Consider the following 18,533-nt stretch of genomic DNA (forward strand, 5'->3'; position numbering starts at 1 on the left):
ACCAATAAGCCGATCGATTCAGGGTTCCGGTCCTGTCCGGATTTGCCAAACAGCCTTCGAGTGCGTCTAATAAAAAAGCTCAGGCGGTAGATTGCAAAATGCTGTCGAAGCTGGTACTCCTCATTCAGGTACTGCAACCACCACCATAACCCCATGTTTTTACTAGGTTTTTCCATCATCCTAGTACCCGCGCGCAAACTTAAGGTGGCATAATCAACCCACAAGCCGTAAAACGAACATTCCCCCGCAGTCACTACGAAAGCGCTCATCATGTCCCAGACTCTCTACGACAAGCTGTGGAACACACATGTCATCCACACCGAAGAGGACGGCACCTCGATCCTCTATATCGACCGTCACCTGCTGCATGAAGTGACCAGCCCGCAGGCGTTCGAAGGCCTGAAGATGGCGGATCGCCCGGTGTGGCGCATCAGCGCGAATCTGGCTGTGTCGGACCATAACGTGCCAACGACCGACCGCTCGCATGGCATCGCGGACCCTGTCTCGAAGCTGCAAGTCGATACGCTCGACGCCAATTGCGATAGCTTCGGCATCACGCAGTTCAAGATGAACGATCTGCGTCAGGGCATCGTGCATATCATCGGGCCGGAGCAGGGCGCAACGCTGCCGGGTATGACCATCGTCTGCGGCGACTCGCATACGTCCACGCATGGTGCGTTCGGCGCGCTGGCGCATGGCATCGGTACGTCGGAAGTGGAGCACGTGCTCGCCACGCAAACGCTCTTGCAGAAGAAGAGCAAGAACATGCTCATCAAGGTCGAAGGGCAGTTGCCGCGTGGCTGCACGGCGAAGGACATCGTGCTGGCGATCATCGGCAAGATCGGGACGGCGGGCGGCACGGGTTACGCGATGGAATTCGGCGGCTCGACCATCCGCGCTCTGACCATGGAAGGCCGCATGACCGTCTGCAATATGGCGATCGAAGCGGGTGCGCGCGCCGGCATGGTCGCGGTCGATGACACCACCATCAATTACCTGAAGGATCGCCCGTATTCGCCGCAGGGCGTCGAGTGGAATCAGGCGGTCGAGTACTGGCGTCAGTTCAAATCGGACGATGGCGCGCAGTTCGATCGCGTGGTCGAACTGAATGCGGCTGAAATCGTGCCGCAAGTCACGTGGGGCACGTCGCCGGAAATGGTCACGTCGATCGATGGCCGCGTGCCCGATCCCGATAAAGAGAAGGACCCAGTCAAGCGCGATGCGATCGAGCGCGCGCTCAAGTACATGGCGCTGCAACCGAACGCGCCGATCGAGTCCATCAAGCCGGACAAGATTTTTATCGGCTCGTGTACGAATGCGCGTATCGAAGACTTGCGGGCGGCGGCGTATGTGGTGAAGTCGCTGGGCAAGCGCGTGGCATCGAATATCAAGCTGGCGATGGTCGTGCCGGGTTCGGGTCTGGTGAAGGCGCAGGCCGAACGCGAAGGCCTCGACAAGGTCTTTACCGATGCCGGTTTCGAGTGGCGCGAGCCGGGCTGCTCCATGTGCCTCGCGATGAACGCCGATCGTCTCGATCCGGGCGAGCGCTGCGCTTCGACGTCGAATCGCAATTTCGAAGGGCGTCAGGGCGCGGGCGGCCGCACGCACCTCGTCAGTCCGGCGATGGCTGCGGCTGCGGCCATCGAAGGCCATTTCGTCGATGTGCGCAAGCTCGCCTGATCGACACTGAGCGTTCGGAATACTGAGGAATATCATGGAAAAGTTCACTGTACATAGCGGCCTCGTCGTGCCGCTCGATCGCGAAAATGTGGATACGGACGCGATCATCCCGAAGCAGTTTCTGAAGTCAATCAAACGCACCGGTTTCGGCCCCAACGCGTTCGACGAATGGCGTTATCTCGATGTCGGCCAGCCCGGTCAGGACAACAGCAAGCGCCCGCTGAATCCGGATTTCGTGCTGAATCAGCCGCGTTATCAGGGCGCATCGATTCTGTTGACGCGCAAGAATTTCGGTTGCGGCAGTTCGCGTGAGCATGCGCCGTGGGCGCTGGATCAATACGGCTTTCGCGCGATCATCGCGCCGAGTTTCGCGGACATTTTCTATAACAACTGCTTCAAGAACGGTCTGCTGCCGGTCGTGCTGACGGAACAGCAAGTCGATAAGCTCATCAACGAGACCAACGCGTTCGTCGGCTTCAAGCTGACGATCGATCTCGAAGCGCAAGTCGTGCGCACCGGCGACGGCACCGAATATCCGTTCGATGTGCCCGGTTTCCGCAAGTACTGTCTGCTTAACGGTTTCGACGATATCGGCCTCACGCTGCGTCACGCCGACAAAATCAAGCAGTTCGAAGCGGAACGTCTGACGAAGCAGCCGTGGTTGAACAATCGCGTGATCGGATAAAAGAAAGGAATCCAGATGAAAATTGCAGTCCTCCCCGGCGACGGGATCGGTCCGGAAATCACGGCCGAAGCGGTCAAGGTGCTGAACGCGCTCGGCGAAAAGTTCGAGCTGGAAGAAGCGCCGGTCGGCGGCGCCGGTTACGAAGCGCAAGGCCATCCGCTGCCGGAATCGACGCTCAAGCTGGCGAAGGAAGCCGATGCCATTCTGTTCGGCGCAGTAGGCGACTGGAAGTACGACAAGCTCGAACGCGCGCTGCGTCCCGAGCAGGCCATTTTGGGTTTGCGCAAGCATTTGCAATTGTTCGCCAACTTCCGTCCCGCGATCTGCTATCCGCAACTGACGGGCGCATCGTCGCTCAAGGCGGAGATCGTGTCGGGGCTGGATATCCTGATCGTGCGCGAATTGAATGGCGATATCTACTTCGGCCAGCCGCGCGGCGTGCGTCCTTCGCCCGACGGTCTGTTCGAGGGCGCGCAGGAAGGCTTCGACACCATGCGTTATTCGGAGCCCGAAGTGCGCCGTATCGCGCATGTGGCGTTTCAGGCGGCGCAGAAGCGTCAGAAAAAGCTGACCAGCGTGGACAAAGCGAACGTGCTGGAAACGTCGCAGTTCTGGCGCGATGTGATGATCGACGTATCGAAGGAATATGCGGACGTCGAACTATCGCATATGTACGTGGATAACGCGGCGATGCAGCTCGTCAAAGCGCCCAAGGCGTTCGACGTGGTCGTGACCGGCAACATGTTCGGCGACATTCTCTCGGACGAAGCCGCGATGCTGACCGGTTCCATCGGCATGTTGCCTTCGGCTTCGCTCGATAAAGCCAACAAGGGTTTGTATGAGCCGTCGCACGGCTCCGCGCCGGATATCGCCGGCAAGGGCGTGGCCAATCCGCTTGCGACCATCCTCTCCGCCGCGATGATGCTGCGTTACTCGCTCGGCAAGACCGAGCAGGCGGATCGCATTGAAAGCGCGGTGAAGAAGGTGCTGGAGCAGGGTTATCGCACGGGCGATATCGCGACGCCGGACGGCAAGATCGTCGGCACGAAGGAAATGGGCGACGCGGTGCTGAAGGCGCTGTAATCGCGCGAAAGATGATCGGCCGCACGCAACAATTCGCGGCCGATCAACCGTTTTTACCGATGTTCCCGCAAGATCTGCACGAAATTCATACGTTCGCCTTATCGGGCTGACGAAAATCCCGAAGTTTCGTGTAGACTGCAAAAATCATGGCGAAGAACTCTCAATTCTCTTTGGATTCCATCAGCGGCGGCTCAAAAGCCCGCTCGTCGGAACTCGCCATCGGCACGCAAATCGTGGCAATCGCCACGATTACGACGCGCATTACGAAAATCTCCATCAAAGCGATCACGATTCGCTGATCGTCCCTCGTGTCCGAGCGTCTTCCCCGCGCGGCCACGCCGGGTAAAGATGCGGGGAAGCGTCCATTTGAAGGGTGAGTCATGAACGTAGGTCTCGTTGGTTGGCGCGGCATGGTCGGCAGCGTCCTGATGCAGCGCATGCAGCAGGAAGGCGATTTCGATCTGATCGAACCGATGTTTTTCAGCACCAGCAATGCGGGCGGCAACGCGCCGTCGTTCGCCAAAAACGAGACAAAGCTCAAAGATGCGACAAGCATTGACGACCTGAAAAAGTGCGACGCCATCATCACGTGTCAGGGCGGCGATTACACCAACGAGGTGTATCCGAAGCTGCGCGCGGCGGGTTGGAAGGGCTACTGGATCGACGCGGCCTCGGCGCTGCGCATGAAGGACGACGCGGTCATCATTCTCGATCCGGTCAATCTGAACGTCATCAAGGATTCGCTGGTCAAGGGCGGGCGCGATTTCATCGGCGGCAACTGCACGGTCAGTCTGATGCTGATGGCGCTGGGCGGCCTGTTCCGCGAAGGTCTCGTCGATTGGATCACGGCCATGACGTATCAGGCCGCATCGGGCGCGGGCGCGCAGAACATGCGTGAACTGCTGTCGCAGATGGGCGCGCTGAACGCAGCCGTGGAGAGCGATCTGGCGAACCCGTCGTCGGCCATCCTGGACATCGACCGCAAGGTGCTCTCCACCATGAACAGCGACGCCATGCCGACCGAACATTTCGGCGTGCCGCTGGCCGGCTCGCTGATTCCGTGGATCGACAAGGATCTCGGCAACGGGATGTCGAAGGAAGAGTGGAAGGGCGGCGCGGAAACCAACAAGATTCTCGGTAAGCCCGCGATGGGCCAGCCGGGTTCGGTGCCGGTGGACGGTCTGTGCGTACGCATTGGCGCAATGCGCTGCCACTCGCAGGCGCTGACCATCAAGCTGACCCGCGATGTGCCGCTGGACGAAGTGAACAGCATCCTCGCTTCGGGCAACGATTGGGTGAAAGTCGTGCCGAACGAGCGCGAAGCGTCCATGCGCGATCTTTCGCCTGCCAAGGTCACGGGCACGCTGTCGGTGCCGGTCGGCCGTCTGCGCAAGCTGGCAATGGGCGGTGAATATCTGTCGGCCTTTACGGTCGGTGACCAATTGTTGTGGGGCGCGGCTGAGCCGTTGCGCCGTATGCTTCGCATTCTGCTCGACAAGTAAAGTAAACTACGCGCCTGGAAGCGGGTGCCAGAGCGAAAGCGCCGCGCTTCCTGCGGCGCTTTTTTGTTTGCGGCCACGTTTCCGGCTGAATCGATAGAATCGGTCGCCGCCTTCGTATCAATTTTCGTTGCGCCTTTGGAGCTTCAATGATTCAACGACCCGTCCGGTCCTTCCTCTCGTCATCGCGCGCGGTGCTGGTCGCGTCGAGTGTTGCGTTATGCGCGATGTGTTGGGCGATCCCGGGCGATGTATTTGCCCAGGCCAGCGCTGCTACGGCGCAGACCTATGCGGTGAAACCGGGACAGTCGCTCAACGACGTCGCCGGTGAATTGACCGGTTCGAAAGACAAGGACGTGCGCGCGAAGATGGCCCGCGCATTATTCGATGCCAATCCGAATGCGTTCGGTGGCCACGATATCAACAAGCTCAAATTAGGTGCGGTATTGAACGTACCGTCGATGGATGCGGGCGGCGCGTCGGCGGTCGAGGCGGCTGCTCCTGCTGCTGCTTCTACACCGGACACTGCACCCACGCTTGCTTCCGAACCTGCGCAGGCGGCGTTACCGGCATCGACGGGCGAAACGGCAGCGTCGAGTGTGCAGCCTGAACCGGCGTCCGCGCCCACGGTTGAACCTGCTTCGACTGCCGTCGAAGCGCCCGCTGCGCCGACTCCTGTGCCCGAACCTCGCGCCGCTGGCGGGATGAATCCCGCATTGATCGGCGTCGTTGCGCTCGTGTTGATCGTGCTGGCGTTTCTGTGGAAGCGAAGCAGCGGCAAGAAAGCGCGGGCAAAAGCGCGTCGGGCCGCCACTGCAGACGACGATGCGCACGCCCCGCGAACCTTCGCCACCCTCGAAGAAGCTCAAGCCGCCGCCGCCGCCCGCAACGAAGCGGTGCGTCAGCAGAAGCAACGCGAGTCGCAGTCAGACGAAGCCGCGATCCTCGAAACCAAGTCCGTCCCGCGCAATGATGATTCCGAGTTGAACGCCGTCGCCGGAAGCATGGAAAGCTACGATGCCGCCCAAAGCTTCGCGACGCCGACGGAAGAAGACACGCCGAAAGCGCCCGAAGCCACGCCGTTCGTACCGGCGACGCCTGCTGCGCCGCACGCGGCCTTCGTGCCGCCGCCGCACGAAGCGCCAACCAGGGACGATTCCGCCGAACGCGAAGCACGCAAGTGGGAAACCGAAGAGCGCGAAGCCGCCGCTCGCCAGGCCGCCGCGCAGGAAGCCGAGGAGCGCGAAAACCGCGAACGCGAGCGTGCCGCGCGCGAAGCCCTTGCCCGCGATCTGCACGCGCGCGAACGGCAATTGCTCGATGCCGAAGCCAAGCAAGCAGTCGAAGAGGAAAAACACGCTGAAGAAGCACGTGAAGCGGCGGCGCGCGAGATCATCGCGCGTGAGGCGGAACTGCGTCAGGCGCAGGCGGCTGAGCAGCAGGCTTCGCGTGAGCCGGATGCCGAGGATGAAGCGTCGCCCGCGCATCGTTTCCCGATGCCCAAGTTTCCGCAGGAAGCCATTCAGGCGCTCGATTCGCTCGAATTCGGCCTGCCGCCGCGCATGGAGTTGACGCTGAATCTGCCGAACGGTCAGGTGACATCGAACCACGGCGCGGAATCGGCTGCGCCGACGCTTGCCGATGCGCAACCGGTGGCGAAGGCCCCGCTGGAACGCGCGCCATCCATCGACGATGAAGCGCCGCGTTCACCGTATGTCGGCAATGAATCGGTGGCGCCGCAGATCGAAGCAGGCACGGCGGGCGCGGGTGCCGTCGCCGGACTTGGCGCTACGCAATTCGCGCCGCTGAGCCTCGACTTCGATTCCCGTCTGCCGCGCAGCCACACCGAACCGCTTCCGCCGATGACCCACTCGCAACTGGCCGCCATCGCGCGCAACAAGCTGGAACTGGCGGGCGAATACATCGAACTGGGCGATCTTCCGGGCGCGCGCACGCTGCTTCAGGAAGTGATTGCATCGAACGATCCGGCTACGCGCCAGCGCGCCGCCACGCTGCTTTCGACGCTGGCCCCGCATTCCTGATATGCGCATCGCGTTAGGCATTCAGTACGACGGTTCGGCGTTTTGCGGCTGGCAATCCCAGCCGCACGGCAAGACGGTGCAGGACGAGCTGGAACGCGCGCTTGCGGAATTCGCGCAGACGCGCTTGCAAACGGTGGTCGCGGGGCGCACGGACACGGGCGTGCATGGCCTGGGCCAAGTCGTCCATTTCGATACCGACCTCGACCGCACCGACTTCTCCTGGGTACGCGGCACCAACGCGTTCTTGCCCGAAACGGTCGCCGTGCAGTGGGCCAAGCCGATGCCCGACGACTTCCACGCGCGTTTCGCCGCCTTCGAGCGCACTTACTATTACGTGCTGTACGTCAATCCGGTGCGTTCACCCATGTTGTCGAAACGCGCGGGCTGGGTGCACACGCCGTTGGACGTCGCCGCCATGCGCGATTCGGCAGCGTGTTTGCTCGGTGAACACGACTTTTCCTCGTTCCGCGCCGCCGATTGCCAGTCGAAAACGCCCGTCAAACACGTCTATCAGGTCGATGTCCGCCAGCAGGGCGACTTCGTCCACTTCCGTTTCCGCGCCAACGCGTTTCTGCATCATATGGTGCGCAATCTGATGGGATGCTTCGTCGCCATCGGGCGAGGCCGTCACCCGGCATCGTGGATGGCCGATGTGCTCGCCGCCCGCGACCGTCGCGCCGCCGCGCCGACCTTTATGCCCGACGGTCTGTATCTGGCGGAAGTGGGCTACCCTGAACACTTCGCGGTGCCGCCCGCGCATGTCGCCAGCATGCCGTGGAGCGCCGTCTGGGCCGATTCCTCAACCTCATGAACGATCAAGATCTCCATCGCACCCGAATCAAGCTGTGTGGCCTGTCGCGCGCGGAGGACGTGCAGCACGCCGTCGCGCTCGGTGCGGATGCCGTCGGTTTCGTGTTCTATCCGCCGAGTCCGCGCTCGGTGAGCGTGTCGCAGGCGGTCGAATTGGCGCGTCACGTGCCGCCGCTGGTCACGGCGGTCGGGCTGTTCGTGAACGCGACGCCTGAGTGGATCGAGGAAGTCACATCGAACGTGCCGCTTTCGCTTTTGCAGTTCCACGGCGACGAAACGCCCGAACAATGCGCCGAACTCAGCCGTATTTCGGGTTTGCCCTATTGGCGCGCGGTGCGTGTTGGGCCTGATGCAACAGCAAGTGATTTGCTAGAATCATCACTTAACTATGCAGCCGCGCACGGCATTTTGCTTGATGCACTCGTCGAGGGCTTCGGCGGCGGTGGAAAGGTATTCGATTGGTCACTTATCCCAACAGATCTCGGGCATCGGGCCGTTTTGAGTGGTGGGTTAAACACGCAAAACGTCAGTGAAGCCATCCGGCGCGTGCGCCCGTACGCGGTCGATGTCTCCAGCGGCATCGAAGTGCCGGGCGTCAAGGGCGTGAAGGATCACGCCCGAATGGCGGCGTTCGTGCGCGCAGTGCGCGCCGCGGACGCGGAATGAATCTGGCGCGGACGCCTTGTCTGTCCGCGCAGACCGAGAGAGTGACGCAATGTACAATTTACCCGACGAAAGAGGCCATTTCGGCCAATATGGCGGCGTGTTCGTCTCCGAAACGCTGATCCATGCACTTGACGAACTCCGTATTGCCTACGATACGGCTCGCCAGGACCCCGAGTTTCAAGCCGAATACGACTACGAGCTGAAGCATTACGTCGGCCGTCCGTCGCCTATTTATCACGCCAAGCGCTGGAGCGAAATGCTCGGCGGCGCGCAGCTTTATCTGAAGCGTGAAGACCTGAATCACACCGGCGCGCACAAGGTCAACAATGTGATCGGCCAGGCGCTGCTCGCACGCAAGATGGGTAAGCCGCGCGTGATCGCGGAAACCGGCGCGGGCCAGCACGGCGTGGCAACGGCGACGATCGCGGCGCGTTTCGGCATGGAATGCGTCGTCTATATGGGTTCGGAGGACGTGAAGCGGCAGGCGGCGAACGTTTATCGCATGAAGCTGCTTGGCGCGACGGTCGTGCCGGTCGAATCCGGCTCGAAGACGCTGAAGGACGCGCTCAACGAAGCCATGCGCGACTGGGTCACGAACGTGGAAAACACGTTCTACATCATCGGTACGGTGGCCGGCCCGCATCCTTATCCGATGATGGTGCGCGACTTCCAGCGCGTGATTGGCGACGAATGCCGCGTGCAAATGCCTGAAATGACCGGTCGTCAGCCGGATGCGGTGATCGCGTGTGTTGGCGGTGGATCGAATGCGATGGGCATCTTTTATCCGTATATAGAGGATAAAGGTATTCGGCTGATCGGCGTGGAAGCAGCGGGCGATGGTATCGAAACCGGCCGTCACGCGGCATCGTTGATGGGCGGTAGTCCGGGCGTGCTCCACGGCAACCGCACGTATCTGCTTCAGGACGATAACGGGCAGATCATCGAGACGCATTCGGTTTCGGCGGGGCTGGACTATCCGGGTGTCGGTCCGGAGCACGCGTGGTTGAAGGACGCGGGTCGCGCGGAGTACGTCGGCATCACGGATGAGGAAGCGCTTAAGGCGTTCCACGACTGCTGCCGTATCGAAGGCATTATTCCGGCGCTCGAATCGAGTCACGCACTGGCGTATGGCGCGAAGCTCGCCAAGACGCTGCCGCGTGACAAGGTGCTGCTCGTCAATCTTTCGGGCCGAGGCGACAAGGATATGCACACTGTCGCTGAACGCTCCGGCATCCAGTTCTAAACAATAAAAGATGCGCACCGTCATCGACGAGCCGTTGTCTGTCGGCGCTCTCCAGAGCGCTGGCAGCGATATCCGCAACCGCGATTTCCTGACCGATGCCGCGAACATTCCCGATGCGTCGATCGATCTGATCGTCGCCGATCCGCCTTATGGATTGGGCAAAAACTACGGGAACGACTCGGACATGCTGTCGGGCGACGCGTTTCTGGAGTGGACGTACCGCTGGCTGGATCTGGCGATCCCGAAGCTCAAGAAAAGCGGCTCGCTGTATATCTTCTGCACGTGGCAATACTCGCCCGAGCTGTTCGTGTTCCTGAAGCGCCGGATGATGATGATCAATGAGATCGTCTGGGACCGGCGCGTGCCGAGCATGGGCGGAACGACGCGGAAATATTCGTCAGTGCACGACAACATCGGCTATTTCGCAGTATCGAAGGATTACTACTTCGATCTCGATCCGGTGCGCATTCCCTATGACGCAGTGACGAAGAAGGCGCGCTCGCGCAAGATTTTCGAAGGCAGCAAGTGGCTGGAGATGGGCTACAACCCGAAAGATGTGTGGTCGGTGTCGCGGTTGCATCGGCAGCACGCGGAACGGGTCGATCATCCGACGCAAAAGCCTTTGGAAATTGTCGAGCGCATGGTGCTGGCGAGTTGCCCGCCTGGCGGTCGTGTGCTCGATCCTTTCATGGGCAGCGGCACGACGGCGGTGGCATGTGCGCGTCATGGGCGCGAATTCACCGGCCACGAGATCAACGCCGAATATTGCGAAATCGCGCATCGGCGGATCGCGGAAGTTCGCCCCATGCACGCGCCTTGGATTGTAGAAGCCGTCTGAATCGTCGCTGATCGCGTCAGATGCGTACACGATCGCGTCGGCGCTAACGAAGAGAATTCTCATGTCCCGTATCAAGAACGTATTTGAAGCGCTGTCCGCGCAGGGCAAAAAAGGGCTGATTCCGTTTATCACGGCAGGCGACCCGAATCCGGAGCAAACCGTCGAATTCATGCACGCGCTGGCCAAAGGCGGTGCAGATGTGATCGAACTCGGCGTGCCGTTTTCCGATCCGATGGCCGACGGTCCCGTGATCCAACGCTCATCGGAACGCGCGCTGGCTCGCGGTGTATCGCTGAAAAGCGTGCTCGCCGATGTCGCCAAATTCCGCGAAACCGACGATAAAACCCCCGTCGTGCTGATGGGCTACGCCAATCCGATCGAACGCATGGGCGCGGACGCCTTCGCGAAAGCCGCGAAGGAAGCGGGCGTGGATGGCGTGCTGGTGGTCGATTACCCGCCCGAAGAAGCCGAAAGCTTCGGTCAGGCCATGCGCGCCGCCGATATCGATCCGATCTTCCTGCTCGCGCCCACGTCCACCGCCGATCGCATCGCGGCAGTCGGCAAAATCGCCAGCGGATATGTCTACTACGTCTCGCTTAAAGGCGTGACCGGCGCGGCAAATCTGGACGTTTCTAGCATCGCGAGTAAAATCCCGGCCATCAAGTCGCATGTACCGCTGCCGGTCGGCGTCGGTTTCGGCATTCGGGACGCGCAAACCGCCCGTGCCGTGGCCGATGTCGCGGACGCCGTCGTTATCGGCAGCCGGCTCGTGCAATTGCTGGAAGATGCGCCGCCGGCCACCGCCGCTGCGTCGCTGACGAGCTTCATCGCCGAGATCCGTCAGGCGCTGGACGCCGGCAAGTAAAGTACAACTCGTCGCCGCGTGCTTATCGAAGAAATATCGAAATAAAAGCGCGCGGCAACCCGATCACTGAAGGAAATTCGATGAGCTGGCTCGACAAATTGTTGCCGCCCAAGATCAAACAAACCGATCCCAAAAGCCGCAAGGGCATTCCCGAGGGGCTGTGGGTGAAGTGTCCGTCGTGCGAAGCCGTGCTCTATCGCAACGACGTCGAGGCGAATCTGCACGTTTGCCCGAAGTGCAGCCATCACATGCGGATCGGCGCGCGCGAGCGTCTGGATCGTCTGCTCGATCCGGAAGGCCGCTATGAAATCGGCCAGGAAGTCGTTCCGGTCGATGCGCTGAAATTCAAGGACAGCCGCAAGTACCCGGACCGCATCAAGGAAGCGATGGACGATACCGGCGAAACCGACGCCATGGTCGTGATGGGCGGCGCGATCCACACCATTCCGTGCGTGGTCGCGTGCTTCGAGTTCTCGTTCATGGGCGGTTCGATGGGCTCGGTCGTTGGTGAGCGTTTTGCGCGCGGCGCACGCAACGCGCTCGAGCAGAACGTGCCGTTTATCTGCTTCACGGCATCGGGCGGCGCGCGTATGCAGGAAAGCCTGCTTTCGCTGATGCAAATGGCAAAAACCACCGCGCTTCTGACCAAGTTGGCCGACGCCAAGCTCCCGTTCATTTCCGTATTGACCGATCCGACCATGGGCGGCGTGTCGGCTTCCTTTGCGTTTCTGGGCGATGTCGTGATCGCCGAACCGAAGGCGCTGATCGGCTTCGCGGGTCCGCGTGTGATCGAGCAGACGGTGCGTGAAAAGCTGCCGGAAGGTTTCCAGCGCGCGGAATTCCTGCTGACGAAAGGCGCGGTCGATATGATCACCGACCGACGCAACCTGCGCGCAGAAATCGCCCAGCTGATGGCGCTGATGACACGGCAACCGGCTGACGCCGTCGCCTGATCGGCCTCTATGCAGTGCCGCGCCGCGCGTGAACCCCGCGAGGTTCCGCGCGGCGCTTTCGTTTTGAGCATCTCGAAAATGAACACTTTCCCCACACTCGACGCGTGGCTCGCTCATCTGGAAGCGGCGCATCCGGTCGGTATCGATATGGGTCTGACGCGCATCGGCAAAGTAAAGGATGCGCTCGGCCTGCATTTCGATTGCCCGGTGATCACAGTCGGCGGCACGAACGGCAAAGGCTCGACCTGCGCGATTCTCGAAACCATTTTGCTGAAAGCGGGTTATCGCGTTGGCTGCCACACGTCGCCGCATTTGCTCGATTTCAACGAGCGCGCGCGGATCGATGGCGCGGACGCGACGGATGCCGATCTGCTCGAACATTTCGAAGCGGTGGAGAAAGCGCGCGTTAGTCTGCCCGAACCGGTCTCGCTGACGTATTTCGAGTTCACGACGCTCGCGATCCTGCACCTGTTTGCATCGCGGAAGCTGGATGCGGTGGTGCTCGAAGTCGGCCTCGGCGGGCGGCTGGACGCCGTCAATATCGTCGATACGGACTGCGCGGTGATCACCAGCATCGACATCGACCATACGGATTATCTGGGCGATACGCGCGAGAAGATCGGTTTCGAGAAAGCCGGCATTTTCCGCGCGGGGAAGCCCGCCATCTGTGGCGATCCCTCGCCGCCGCAGACGCTGATCGACCACGCGGAAGCGATTGGCGCGGATTTGTGGCTGGTCGGCCGCGATTTCCGTTACGAAGCGCAGCCGGGCAACGAGCGCCAGCAATGGAGCTATATCGGGCGCGAGCAGCGTCGTTCGGCGCTGGCGTATCCGGCCTTGCGCGGGGCGAATCAGCTTATCAATACGTCAGCGGCGCTGGCTGCGCTGGAATCGGTGCGCGATCGGCTGCCGGTGTCGGCGCAGGATATCCGGCTTGGTTTAGCGAATGTCGAACTGGCCGGGCGCTTCCAGGTGCTGCCGGGCAAGCCGCAAATCATTCTTGATGTTGCGCATAACCCGCACGCTGCCGCCGTTTTGACGCAAAATCTCGGCAACATGGGCTATTTTCCGTACACTTACGCGGTGTTCGGCGCGATGAGCGATAAGGATATCGACGGCGTCGTGCGGCAGTTGAAAAGCGAGGTGGATCACTGGAACGTGACTGCGCTGCCCACGCCGCGCGCCGCATCGGCTGCGCAACTGGAGGCGGTTTTACGCGAGGCCGGTGTCAACGACACCGCCGACAGCAGCGTTTCACAATTTGCCACACCCGCCGAAGCATTTCGAGATGCGTTAAGTCGCGCCTCTGAAAATGATAGAATTTTGGTCTTTGGCAGTTTCTATACGGTAGCTGGTGTCATGGCTTACCGGAAATCGCAGCATCACTGAGACGCGGCGCTCAACTCTCCGCGTTTCACGCACCAAGCCATACATGGGACTTTTCTCGTTCGGCAAGAAAGACGACTCCGGTCGCGACGCTTACTCCGATTCCTCGCGCGGGTCGCGCCATACCGTCCGCACGGAACGCCGCACCCGCAGGACGGAGAGCCGCGAGCGCACCGACGCCGACGCGATGATGCTCGATCCCACGCTGCCCGAAAAGCAGCGTGCGCGCCGCAGACTGGTTGGCGCCATCGCGCTGGTGCTGGCCGCCGTCATCGTCTTGCCGATGGTGCTGGATTCGCGTCCGAAGCCCGTCACCGATGACATTTCCATCGATATCCCGAATCGCCCCGCGCCTGCTGCCAAGCAAGCGCGCGAGCCAAACGACGCCGATACACAAGCGGGCGTGGCGCATGACGCGCCGGCGGCATCGGCTGCTCCGGCTGCGTCGGGCAGCGTGACTCAGGCTCAGCCGCAGGCACAGGCTCAAGCGCCCGTTGCGCAAGCCAAGCCGGAAGCCGCGAAACCGGAACCGAAACCGGAAGCCCCGGCAAAACCCGCCGCCAAGCCACAGCCAACTGAACAAGCACAAGCCAACGCGTCTGCCTCAGCCCCCGCTGGCAGCCGCTTCGTCCTGCAAATCGGTCAATTCGACGACGAAACCGCCGCTCAGAACTGGGTGAACAAGTTGAAAGGCGCGGGTGTGCCCGCATATCTCGAACATCGCAAGCTGGCGGACGGATCGACCAAGTCGCTGTTGCGCGCGGGTCCGTTTGCGGATCGCGCGGCGGCGCAGGCGGCGCTGGTGAAAGTGCGGCAGGCCGGTCTCGGCGGCGGCACGCGATCGACGAACTAAGCGGAACGAGCGTAATAGATGTTCACCGCGTTCGACTATGCCGTGATGGCGGTCATCGGCCTGTCTGCCTTGCGCGGCATGTGGCGTGGGCTGGTCGCCGAAGCGTTCGGCCTGGTCGGCTGGGTGGTGGCGATTCTGATCGGCGGGCGTTTCGTCGGCTTTGTCGCACCGTATATCCCGTCCACGTGGCCGGGCGGCGCGCTGACGCAATGGCTGGTGGCGTTCATGCTGGTGGTCGGCGCGGTGTTGCTGCTGTCGAGCGTGCTGTCGGCGCTGCTGACGCGGGTCACCGAAGTGACCGGTCTGCGCGGTCTGGATCGCTCGCTCGGTCTGCTGTTTGGCCTCGTGAGAGGCGCTATATTGGTAGTGATTCTCGTCGCTTTGGCTGGTCTGACGGAATTGCCGCAAAAGGAATTTTGGCGTGATGCACTGCTACGGCCAACCGTCGAGCAGGGCGTTCGCGATTTGAAACCCCTGCTCCCCGATGCGCTCGCCGCGTATGTGCATGTTGCGCCCGAGGTCCCGAGCGACCCGCCGCGAAACGCCGCACAATAACGATAAGCGGGCGACGAGAGGAGCGCGAGGAACGCGCCACGGCTAGGCGCTACGGAATGGCGGCCCGCTTGCGGCCGAATTTTGAGAAAGGCGCATCGAAGCCGGCAACGCCTTGCCCCCCGTTTCGACTCTTTGAAGGACCATGCCATGTGCGGCATCGTAGGTGTAGTTTCCCAAAGTCCCGTCAATCAGCTGATCTATGACAGCCTGCTTCTGCTGCAACATCGCGGACAGGATGCGGCGGGCATCGCTACGGCGAATGGCAATAACTTCCACATGCACAAAGCTAACGGCATGGTGCGCGACGTGTTCCGCACGCGCAACATGCGCAGCCTGCCGGGCAACGTGGGCATCGGTCAGGTGCGTTATCCGACGGCAGGTTCCGCATCGAGCGAAGAGGAAGCGCAGCCGTTCTACGTGAACGCGCCGTTCGGCATCATCCTTGCGCACAACGGCAATCTGACGAACTGGATGCAGTTGAAGGACGAGATGTTTCGCATCGATCGTCGTCATGTGAATACGGCGTCCGATACCGAAGTCCTGCTCAACGTTTTCGCGCATGAACTGCAGCTCGCCAGCTCCGGCCTCGAACTCGATAACGCCGCGCTGTGGAAGGCAGTGTCGGGCGTGCATCGCCGGGTGAAGGGTTCGTATGCGATCGTCTCGCTGATCTCGGGCCACGGCCTGGTCGCGTTCCGCGATCCGTTCGGCATTCGCCCGCTCGTGCTCGGCAAGCTGGAAACATCGACGGGCGTGGAATGGATCGTGGCGTCGGAGTCGGTGGCGATCGAAGGGATTGGCTTTGAATTCGTGCGTGACGTGGAGCCGGGCGAAGCTATCTTCATCGATAACGACGGCAATCTGCACAGCCATCAGTGCGCTGAAAAGCCCGCGCTGAATCCGTGCATTTTCGAACTCGTGTATCTCGCGCGTCCGGATTCGTGTCTGGATGGCGTGCCGGTTTACAACGCGCGTCTGCGCATGGGCGACTATCTCGCCGAGAAGATCAAGCGCGTGTTGCCCGACGTGAAGATCGACGTGGTGATGCCGATTCCCGATTCCTCGCGTCCTGCCGCCATGCAAGTAGCCGCAAAGCTGGGCGTGGAATATCGCGAAGGCTTCTTCAAGAATCGTTACGTAGGCCGTACGTTTATCATGCCGGGCCAGGCGGTGCGCAAGAAGTCGGTGCGCCAGAAGCTCAACGCCATGGCGATCGAATTCAAGGGCAAAAACGTGCTGATCGTCGATGACTCCATCGTGCGCGGCACGACATCGCATGAAATCGTGCAGATGGCACGCGATGCAGGCGCGAACAAGGTGATCTTCGCCTCCGCTGCGCCGCCGGTGAAGTTCCCGAACGTGTACGGCATCGATATGCCGACGCGTGGCGAACTGGTGGCGCATGGCCGCAGCGACGAGGAAGTCGCGCGCATGATCGGCGCGGATTATCTGGTCTATCAGGATGTCGAAGACCTGAAAAACGCCATTCGCGATATCAATCCGGAACTGAAGGAGTTCGAAGCATCGTGCTTCGACGGCAACTACATCACCGGCGATGTGACGACGGATTATCTCGATCGCATCGAGACCGCGCGTCTTGCGCCGCAATCGCAGTCGGATCGCGATGCGGCGAGTGAAGCGCTGGAAGGCGGCATGACGCGTTCGCAATTGCATTTGCAACTGTCGGTCGAATAACGCCTTATCGCTTCAAGAAAGCCCGCTCAGCCTCGAAGCTCAGCGGGCTTTTTCATGCCCACGCCAATGCCATTGCGCCACTGTCCCGGCGATACCCCGAACCGCTTCGAGAACGCATGCGTGAACGCGCTTTGATCCGCGAAGCCCACATCCAGCGCGATATCCGATAACGACGCACGCGGATCGGCAAGCAGCGCAAGCGACATATCCAGCCGCAAGCGATGCAAATAGCGATGCGGCGTCTCACCGAACGCCTCGTTGAATAGCTGATGAAACCGCCGCATGCCGAAGCCGCAATGCACGGCGAGATCGGCGATACGCAGCGGCTCGGAAAGATGCGCGCGCAGCCATCGGTCGATACGCGCGAAGTCCAGCCCGCGCATAAGATCGAGCGCGTGATCGTGGTCGGCATCGGCCATCAGAATGCTGCACAGACGCGTGGCCGATTGCCACGAGAAACGCCCCGGCAACGCGGTGTCTTCGATGTGAGCACGCATCGCGATATCCGCAACGAGTTGCGTCATCTGCGTATCAAGTTCTACCGTGCGCGCCTGCTCGAAGAACCGCTTCGGCACCGCTACCGATGAAGCCGGAAGATCGAGCACGAGCTGCCGGTTCTCACCTTCAGCCCAATACTCGTGACTTGCACCCGCCGGAATGATCCACGCGCGATGCCGGTCGATACTCGATTCGCGGCCGTCCACCGCCATGCCCATCGCGCCGTCGAAGCCGAGCACGATCTGATGGAAGTCGTGCAGGTCCGTCGCCTGCACCGCCTGGTAGCGGCGCAGCGAGACGGAAGGGCGATGGATCAAACCGCTCATCGACTGAAACGCAATGAACGCGCTTAAACGTCCAGCAGTTCCACTTCGAACACGAGCGTGGCGTTCGGCGGAATCACGCCGCCTGCGCCGCGCGCGCCGTAGCCGAGTTGCGGCGGAATGGTCAGCTTGCGTACGCCGCCGACCTTCATGCCTTGCACGCCTTCGTCCCAGCCCTTGATGACCATGCCGCCGCCCAGCACGAAGGCGAACGGATCGTTGCGGTCCTTGCTCGAATCGAATTTCTGGCCGTCGGTGAGCCAGCCCGTGTAGTGCACGCTGACCGTCTTGCCGGCGACGGCTTCAGCGCCGCTGCCTTCGGTGATGTCTTCGTACTTGAGGCCGGAATCGGTCGTGACAATCGCCATGGTTGCTCCTTGTTTGTCCGGCTCGCGAAGCAAGCAAACCGTGCTTCACAGGCCGGTGGTCGAAACCATCATTGTAGAACGGAGCTTGATAGGAGGCGATGCCGTGCGTGCTCAGAGATGACGCCCGCCCGGGCCCTGAATGCGATTACCCGTGAATGGCGCACCGATGGCAGGGCGTTTGCGCGTATTGAGCGAGGGCGCGCTCGATCCGAATTCAGTGCCGATATAGTTCGGTTCGATGCGCTCGTCGGAAACGCGCTCGGGTGCGGTATATCGCGCTTCCTTCAGCGCCCGCACCCGCACGTAGGCAATCACCACATAGGTCCACGGCGCGAGATAGCCGAACTCGGGCACGGAAATCATCATCATCGCCCAGACGGCGAAGCAGCATTGGCGCAAGGCCATGCCGCGCGCATCCCAGTCGAGTTTGAAGGCGGGATAGAGCATCACGCCGCTGATGAAAACCAGCCCGACCACGCCCGTATTCACCA

General features: G+C 61.4%; 18 protein-coding genes and 1 pseudogene. 16 read left to right on the top strand and 3 right to left on the bottom strand.

Features of this window, described 5'->3' with window-relative positions; translation table 11 throughout:
* Positions 1-270 precede the first annotated feature (270 nt).
* The 16 genes from leuC to purF all read left to right on the top strand — a co-directional run bounded on the left by leuC (position 271) and on the right by purF (position 16,853).
* Positions 271-1,680, top strand: coding sequence for a 3-isopropylmalate dehydratase large subunit (gene leuC, locus P7F28_RS20790; RefSeq protein ID WP_277186473.1), 1,410 nt, complete (start codon positions 271-273; stop codon positions 1,678-1,680).
* Positions 1,681-1,714: 34 nt separating this feature from the next.
* Entirely contained in the window at positions 1,715-2,365 is a 651-nt protein-coding gene (gene leuD / locus P7F28_RS20795; RefSeq protein ID WP_277186474.1) for a 3-isopropylmalate dehydratase small subunit, read from the top strand.
* Positions 2,366-2,380: 15 nt separating this feature from the next.
* Entirely contained in the window at positions 2,381-3,448 is a 1,068-nt protein-coding gene (gene leuB / locus P7F28_RS20800) for a 3-isopropylmalate dehydrogenase (RefSeq protein WP_277186475.1), read from the top strand.
* Positions 3,449-3,594: 146 nt separating this feature from the next.
* A complete protein-coding gene (locus P7F28_RS20805; RefSeq protein WP_277186476.1) occupies positions 3,595-3,747 on the top strand; it encodes a hypothetical protein in 153 nt (50 codons plus the stop codon).
* An 81-nt stretch (positions 3,748-3,828) separates the two neighbouring features.
* Positions 3,829-4,950 (top strand): aspartate-semialdehyde dehydrogenase, encoded by a 1,122-nt coding sequence (asd, locus tag P7F28_RS20810; protein ID WP_277186477.1) that lies wholly within the window; start codon positions 3,829-3,831, stop codon positions 4,948-4,950.
* A 146-nt stretch (positions 4,951-5,096) separates the two neighbouring features.
* On the top strand, positions 5,097-6,989 hold the full coding sequence (locus P7F28_RS20815; RefSeq protein ID WP_277186478.1) for a FimV/HubP family polar landmark protein: 1,893 nt from the start codon (positions 5,097-5,099) through the stop codon (positions 6,987-6,989).
* Position 6,990: 1 nt separating this feature from the next.
* Entirely contained in the window at positions 6,991-7,800 is an 810-nt protein-coding gene (truA, locus tag P7F28_RS20820) for a tRNA pseudouridine(38-40) synthase TruA (RefSeq protein ID WP_277186479.1), read from the top strand.
* On the top strand, positions 7,797-8,465 hold the full coding sequence (locus P7F28_RS20825) for a phosphoribosylanthranilate isomerase (RefSeq protein ID WP_277186480.1): 669 nt from the start codon (positions 7,797-7,799) through the stop codon (positions 8,463-8,465). Before truA ends, P7F28_RS20825 begins: the two co-directional genes overlap by 4 nt.
* Before the next feature lie 49 nt (positions 8,466-8,514).
* Positions 8,515-9,708, top strand: a complete 1,194-nt coding sequence (gene trpB / locus P7F28_RS20830) for a tryptophan synthase subunit beta (protein WP_277186481.1) — start codon at positions 8,515-8,517, stop codon at positions 9,706-9,708.
* Positions 9,709-9,718: 10 nt separating this feature from the next.
* Entirely contained in the window at positions 9,719-10,546 is an 828-nt protein-coding gene (locus P7F28_RS20835; protein WP_277186482.1) for a site-specific DNA-methyltransferase, read from the top strand.
* A 61-nt stretch (positions 10,547-10,607) separates the two neighbouring features.
* On the top strand, positions 10,608-11,411 hold the full coding sequence (gene trpA / locus P7F28_RS20840; RefSeq protein ID WP_277186483.1) for a tryptophan synthase subunit alpha: 804 nt from the start codon (positions 10,608-10,610) through the stop codon (positions 11,409-11,411).
* Positions 11,412-11,491: 80 nt separating this feature from the next.
* On the top strand, positions 11,492-12,364 hold the full coding sequence (gene accD / locus P7F28_RS20845) for an acetyl-CoA carboxylase, carboxyltransferase subunit beta (RefSeq protein WP_277186484.1): 873 nt from the start codon (positions 11,492-11,494) through the stop codon (positions 12,362-12,364).
* A gap of 78 nt (positions 12,365-12,442) precedes the next feature.
* Complete coding sequence (folC, locus tag P7F28_RS20850) at positions 12,443-13,753, top strand: bifunctional tetrahydrofolate synthase/dihydrofolate synthase (protein ID WP_277186485.1); 1,311 nt, start codon at positions 12,443-12,445, stop codon at positions 13,751-13,753.
* A gap of 43 nt (positions 13,754-13,796) precedes the next feature.
* Complete coding sequence (locus P7F28_RS20855; RefSeq protein WP_277186486.1) at positions 13,797-14,603, top strand: SPOR domain-containing protein; 807 nt, start codon at positions 13,797-13,799, stop codon at positions 14,601-14,603.
* A gap of 18 nt (positions 14,604-14,621) precedes the next feature.
* Positions 14,622-15,158 (top strand): CvpA family protein, encoded by a 537-nt coding sequence (locus P7F28_RS20860; RefSeq protein ID WP_277186487.1) that lies wholly within the window; start codon positions 14,622-14,624, stop codon positions 15,156-15,158.
* Between the two features lie 147 nt (positions 15,159-15,305).
* Positions 15,306-16,853, top strand: a complete 1,548-nt coding sequence (gene purF / locus P7F28_RS20865) for an amidophosphoribosyltransferase (protein ID WP_277186488.1) — start codon at positions 15,306-15,308, stop codon at positions 16,851-16,853.
* 26 nt (positions 16,854-16,879) lie between these two features.
* Here the strand turns inward: purF and P7F28_RS20870 are convergent, their stop codons facing one another.
* The 3 genes and pseudogenes from P7F28_RS20870 to P7F28_RS20880 all read right to left on the bottom strand — a co-directional run.
* Positions 16,880-17,677, bottom strand: a complete 798-nt coding sequence (locus tag P7F28_RS20870) for an AraC family transcriptional regulator (RefSeq protein WP_277186489.1) — start codon at positions 17,675-17,677, stop codon at positions 16,880-16,882.
* A 23-nt stretch (positions 17,678-17,700) separates the two neighbouring features.
* Complete coding sequence (locus tag P7F28_RS20875) at positions 17,701-18,042, bottom strand: FKBP-type peptidyl-prolyl cis-trans isomerase (protein WP_277186490.1); 342 nt, start codon at positions 18,040-18,042, stop codon at positions 17,701-17,703.
* Between the two features lie 111 nt (positions 18,043-18,153).
* Positions 18,154-18,533, bottom strand: a pseudogene (locus P7F28_RS20880) (hypothetical protein); the annotation flags it as partial.

The organism is Caballeronia sp. BR00000012568055 (assembly GCF_029439455.1).
GTDB lineage: Bacteria > Pseudomonadota > Gammaproteobacteria > Burkholderiales > Burkholderiaceae > Caballeronia.

Excerpts from the sequence above, each read along its gene's own strand:
- trpA (WP_277186483.1), top strand. The coding sequence starts at position 10,608 with ATGTCCCGTATCAAGAACGTATTTGAAGCGCTGTCCGCGCAGGGCAAA.
- trpB (WP_277186481.1), top strand. The coding sequence starts at position 8,515 with ATGTACAATTTACCCGACGAAAGAGGCCATTTCGGCCAATATGGCGGC.
- P7F28_RS20825 (WP_277186480.1), top strand. The coding sequence starts at position 7,797 with ATGAACGATCAAGATCTCCATCGCACCCGAATCAAGCTGTGTGGCCTG.
- P7F28_RS20855 (WP_277186486.1), top strand. The coding sequence starts at position 13,797 with ATGGGACTTTTCTCGTTCGGCAAGAAAGACGACTCCGGTCGCGACGCT.
- P7F28_RS20875 (WP_277186490.1), bottom strand. The coding sequence starts at position 18,042 with ATGGCGATTGTCACGACCGATTCCGGCCTCAAGTACGAAGACATCACC.
- P7F28_RS20835 (WP_277186482.1), top strand. The coding sequence starts at position 9,719 with ATGCGCACCGTCATCGACGAGCCGTTGTCTGTCGGCGCTCTCCAGAGC.
- P7F28_RS20815 (WP_277186478.1), top strand. The coding sequence starts at position 5,097 with ATGATTCAACGACCCGTCCGGTCCTTCCTCTCGTCATCGCGCGCGGTG.
- leuC (WP_277186473.1), top strand. The coding sequence starts at position 271 with ATGTCCCAGACTCTCTACGACAAGCTGTGGAACACACATGTCATCCAC.
- P7F28_RS20860 (WP_277186487.1), top strand. The coding sequence starts at position 14,622 with ATGTTCACCGCGTTCGACTATGCCGTGATGGCGGTCATCGGCCTGTCT.
- P7F28_RS20870 (WP_277186489.1), bottom strand. The coding sequence starts at position 17,677 with ATGAGCGGTTTGATCCATCGCCCTTCCGTCTCGCTGCGCCGCTACCAG.
- purF (WP_277186488.1), top strand. The coding sequence starts at position 15,306 with ATGTGCGGCATCGTAGGTGTAGTTTCCCAAAGTCCCGTCAATCAGCTG.
- leuD (WP_277186474.1), top strand. The coding sequence starts at position 1,715 with ATGGAAAAGTTCACTGTACATAGCGGCCTCGTCGTGCCGCTCGATCGC.
- asd (WP_277186477.1), top strand. The coding sequence starts at position 3,829 with ATGAACGTAGGTCTCGTTGGTTGGCGCGGCATGGTCGGCAGCGTCCTG.
- leuB (WP_277186475.1), top strand. The coding sequence starts at position 2,381 with ATGAAAATTGCAGTCCTCCCCGGCGACGGGATCGGTCCGGAAATCACG.
- accD (WP_277186484.1), top strand. The coding sequence starts at position 11,492 with ATGAGCTGGCTCGACAAATTGTTGCCGCCCAAGATCAAACAAACCGAT.
- folC (WP_277186485.1), top strand. The coding sequence starts at position 12,443 with ATGAACACTTTCCCCACACTCGACGCGTGGCTCGCTCATCTGGAAGCG.
- P7F28_RS20805 (WP_277186476.1), top strand. The coding sequence starts at position 3,595 with ATGGCGAAGAACTCTCAATTCTCTTTGGATTCCATCAGCGGCGGCTCA.
- truA (WP_277186479.1), top strand. The coding sequence starts at position 6,991 with ATGCGCATCGCGTTAGGCATTCAGTACGACGGTTCGGCGTTTTGCGGC.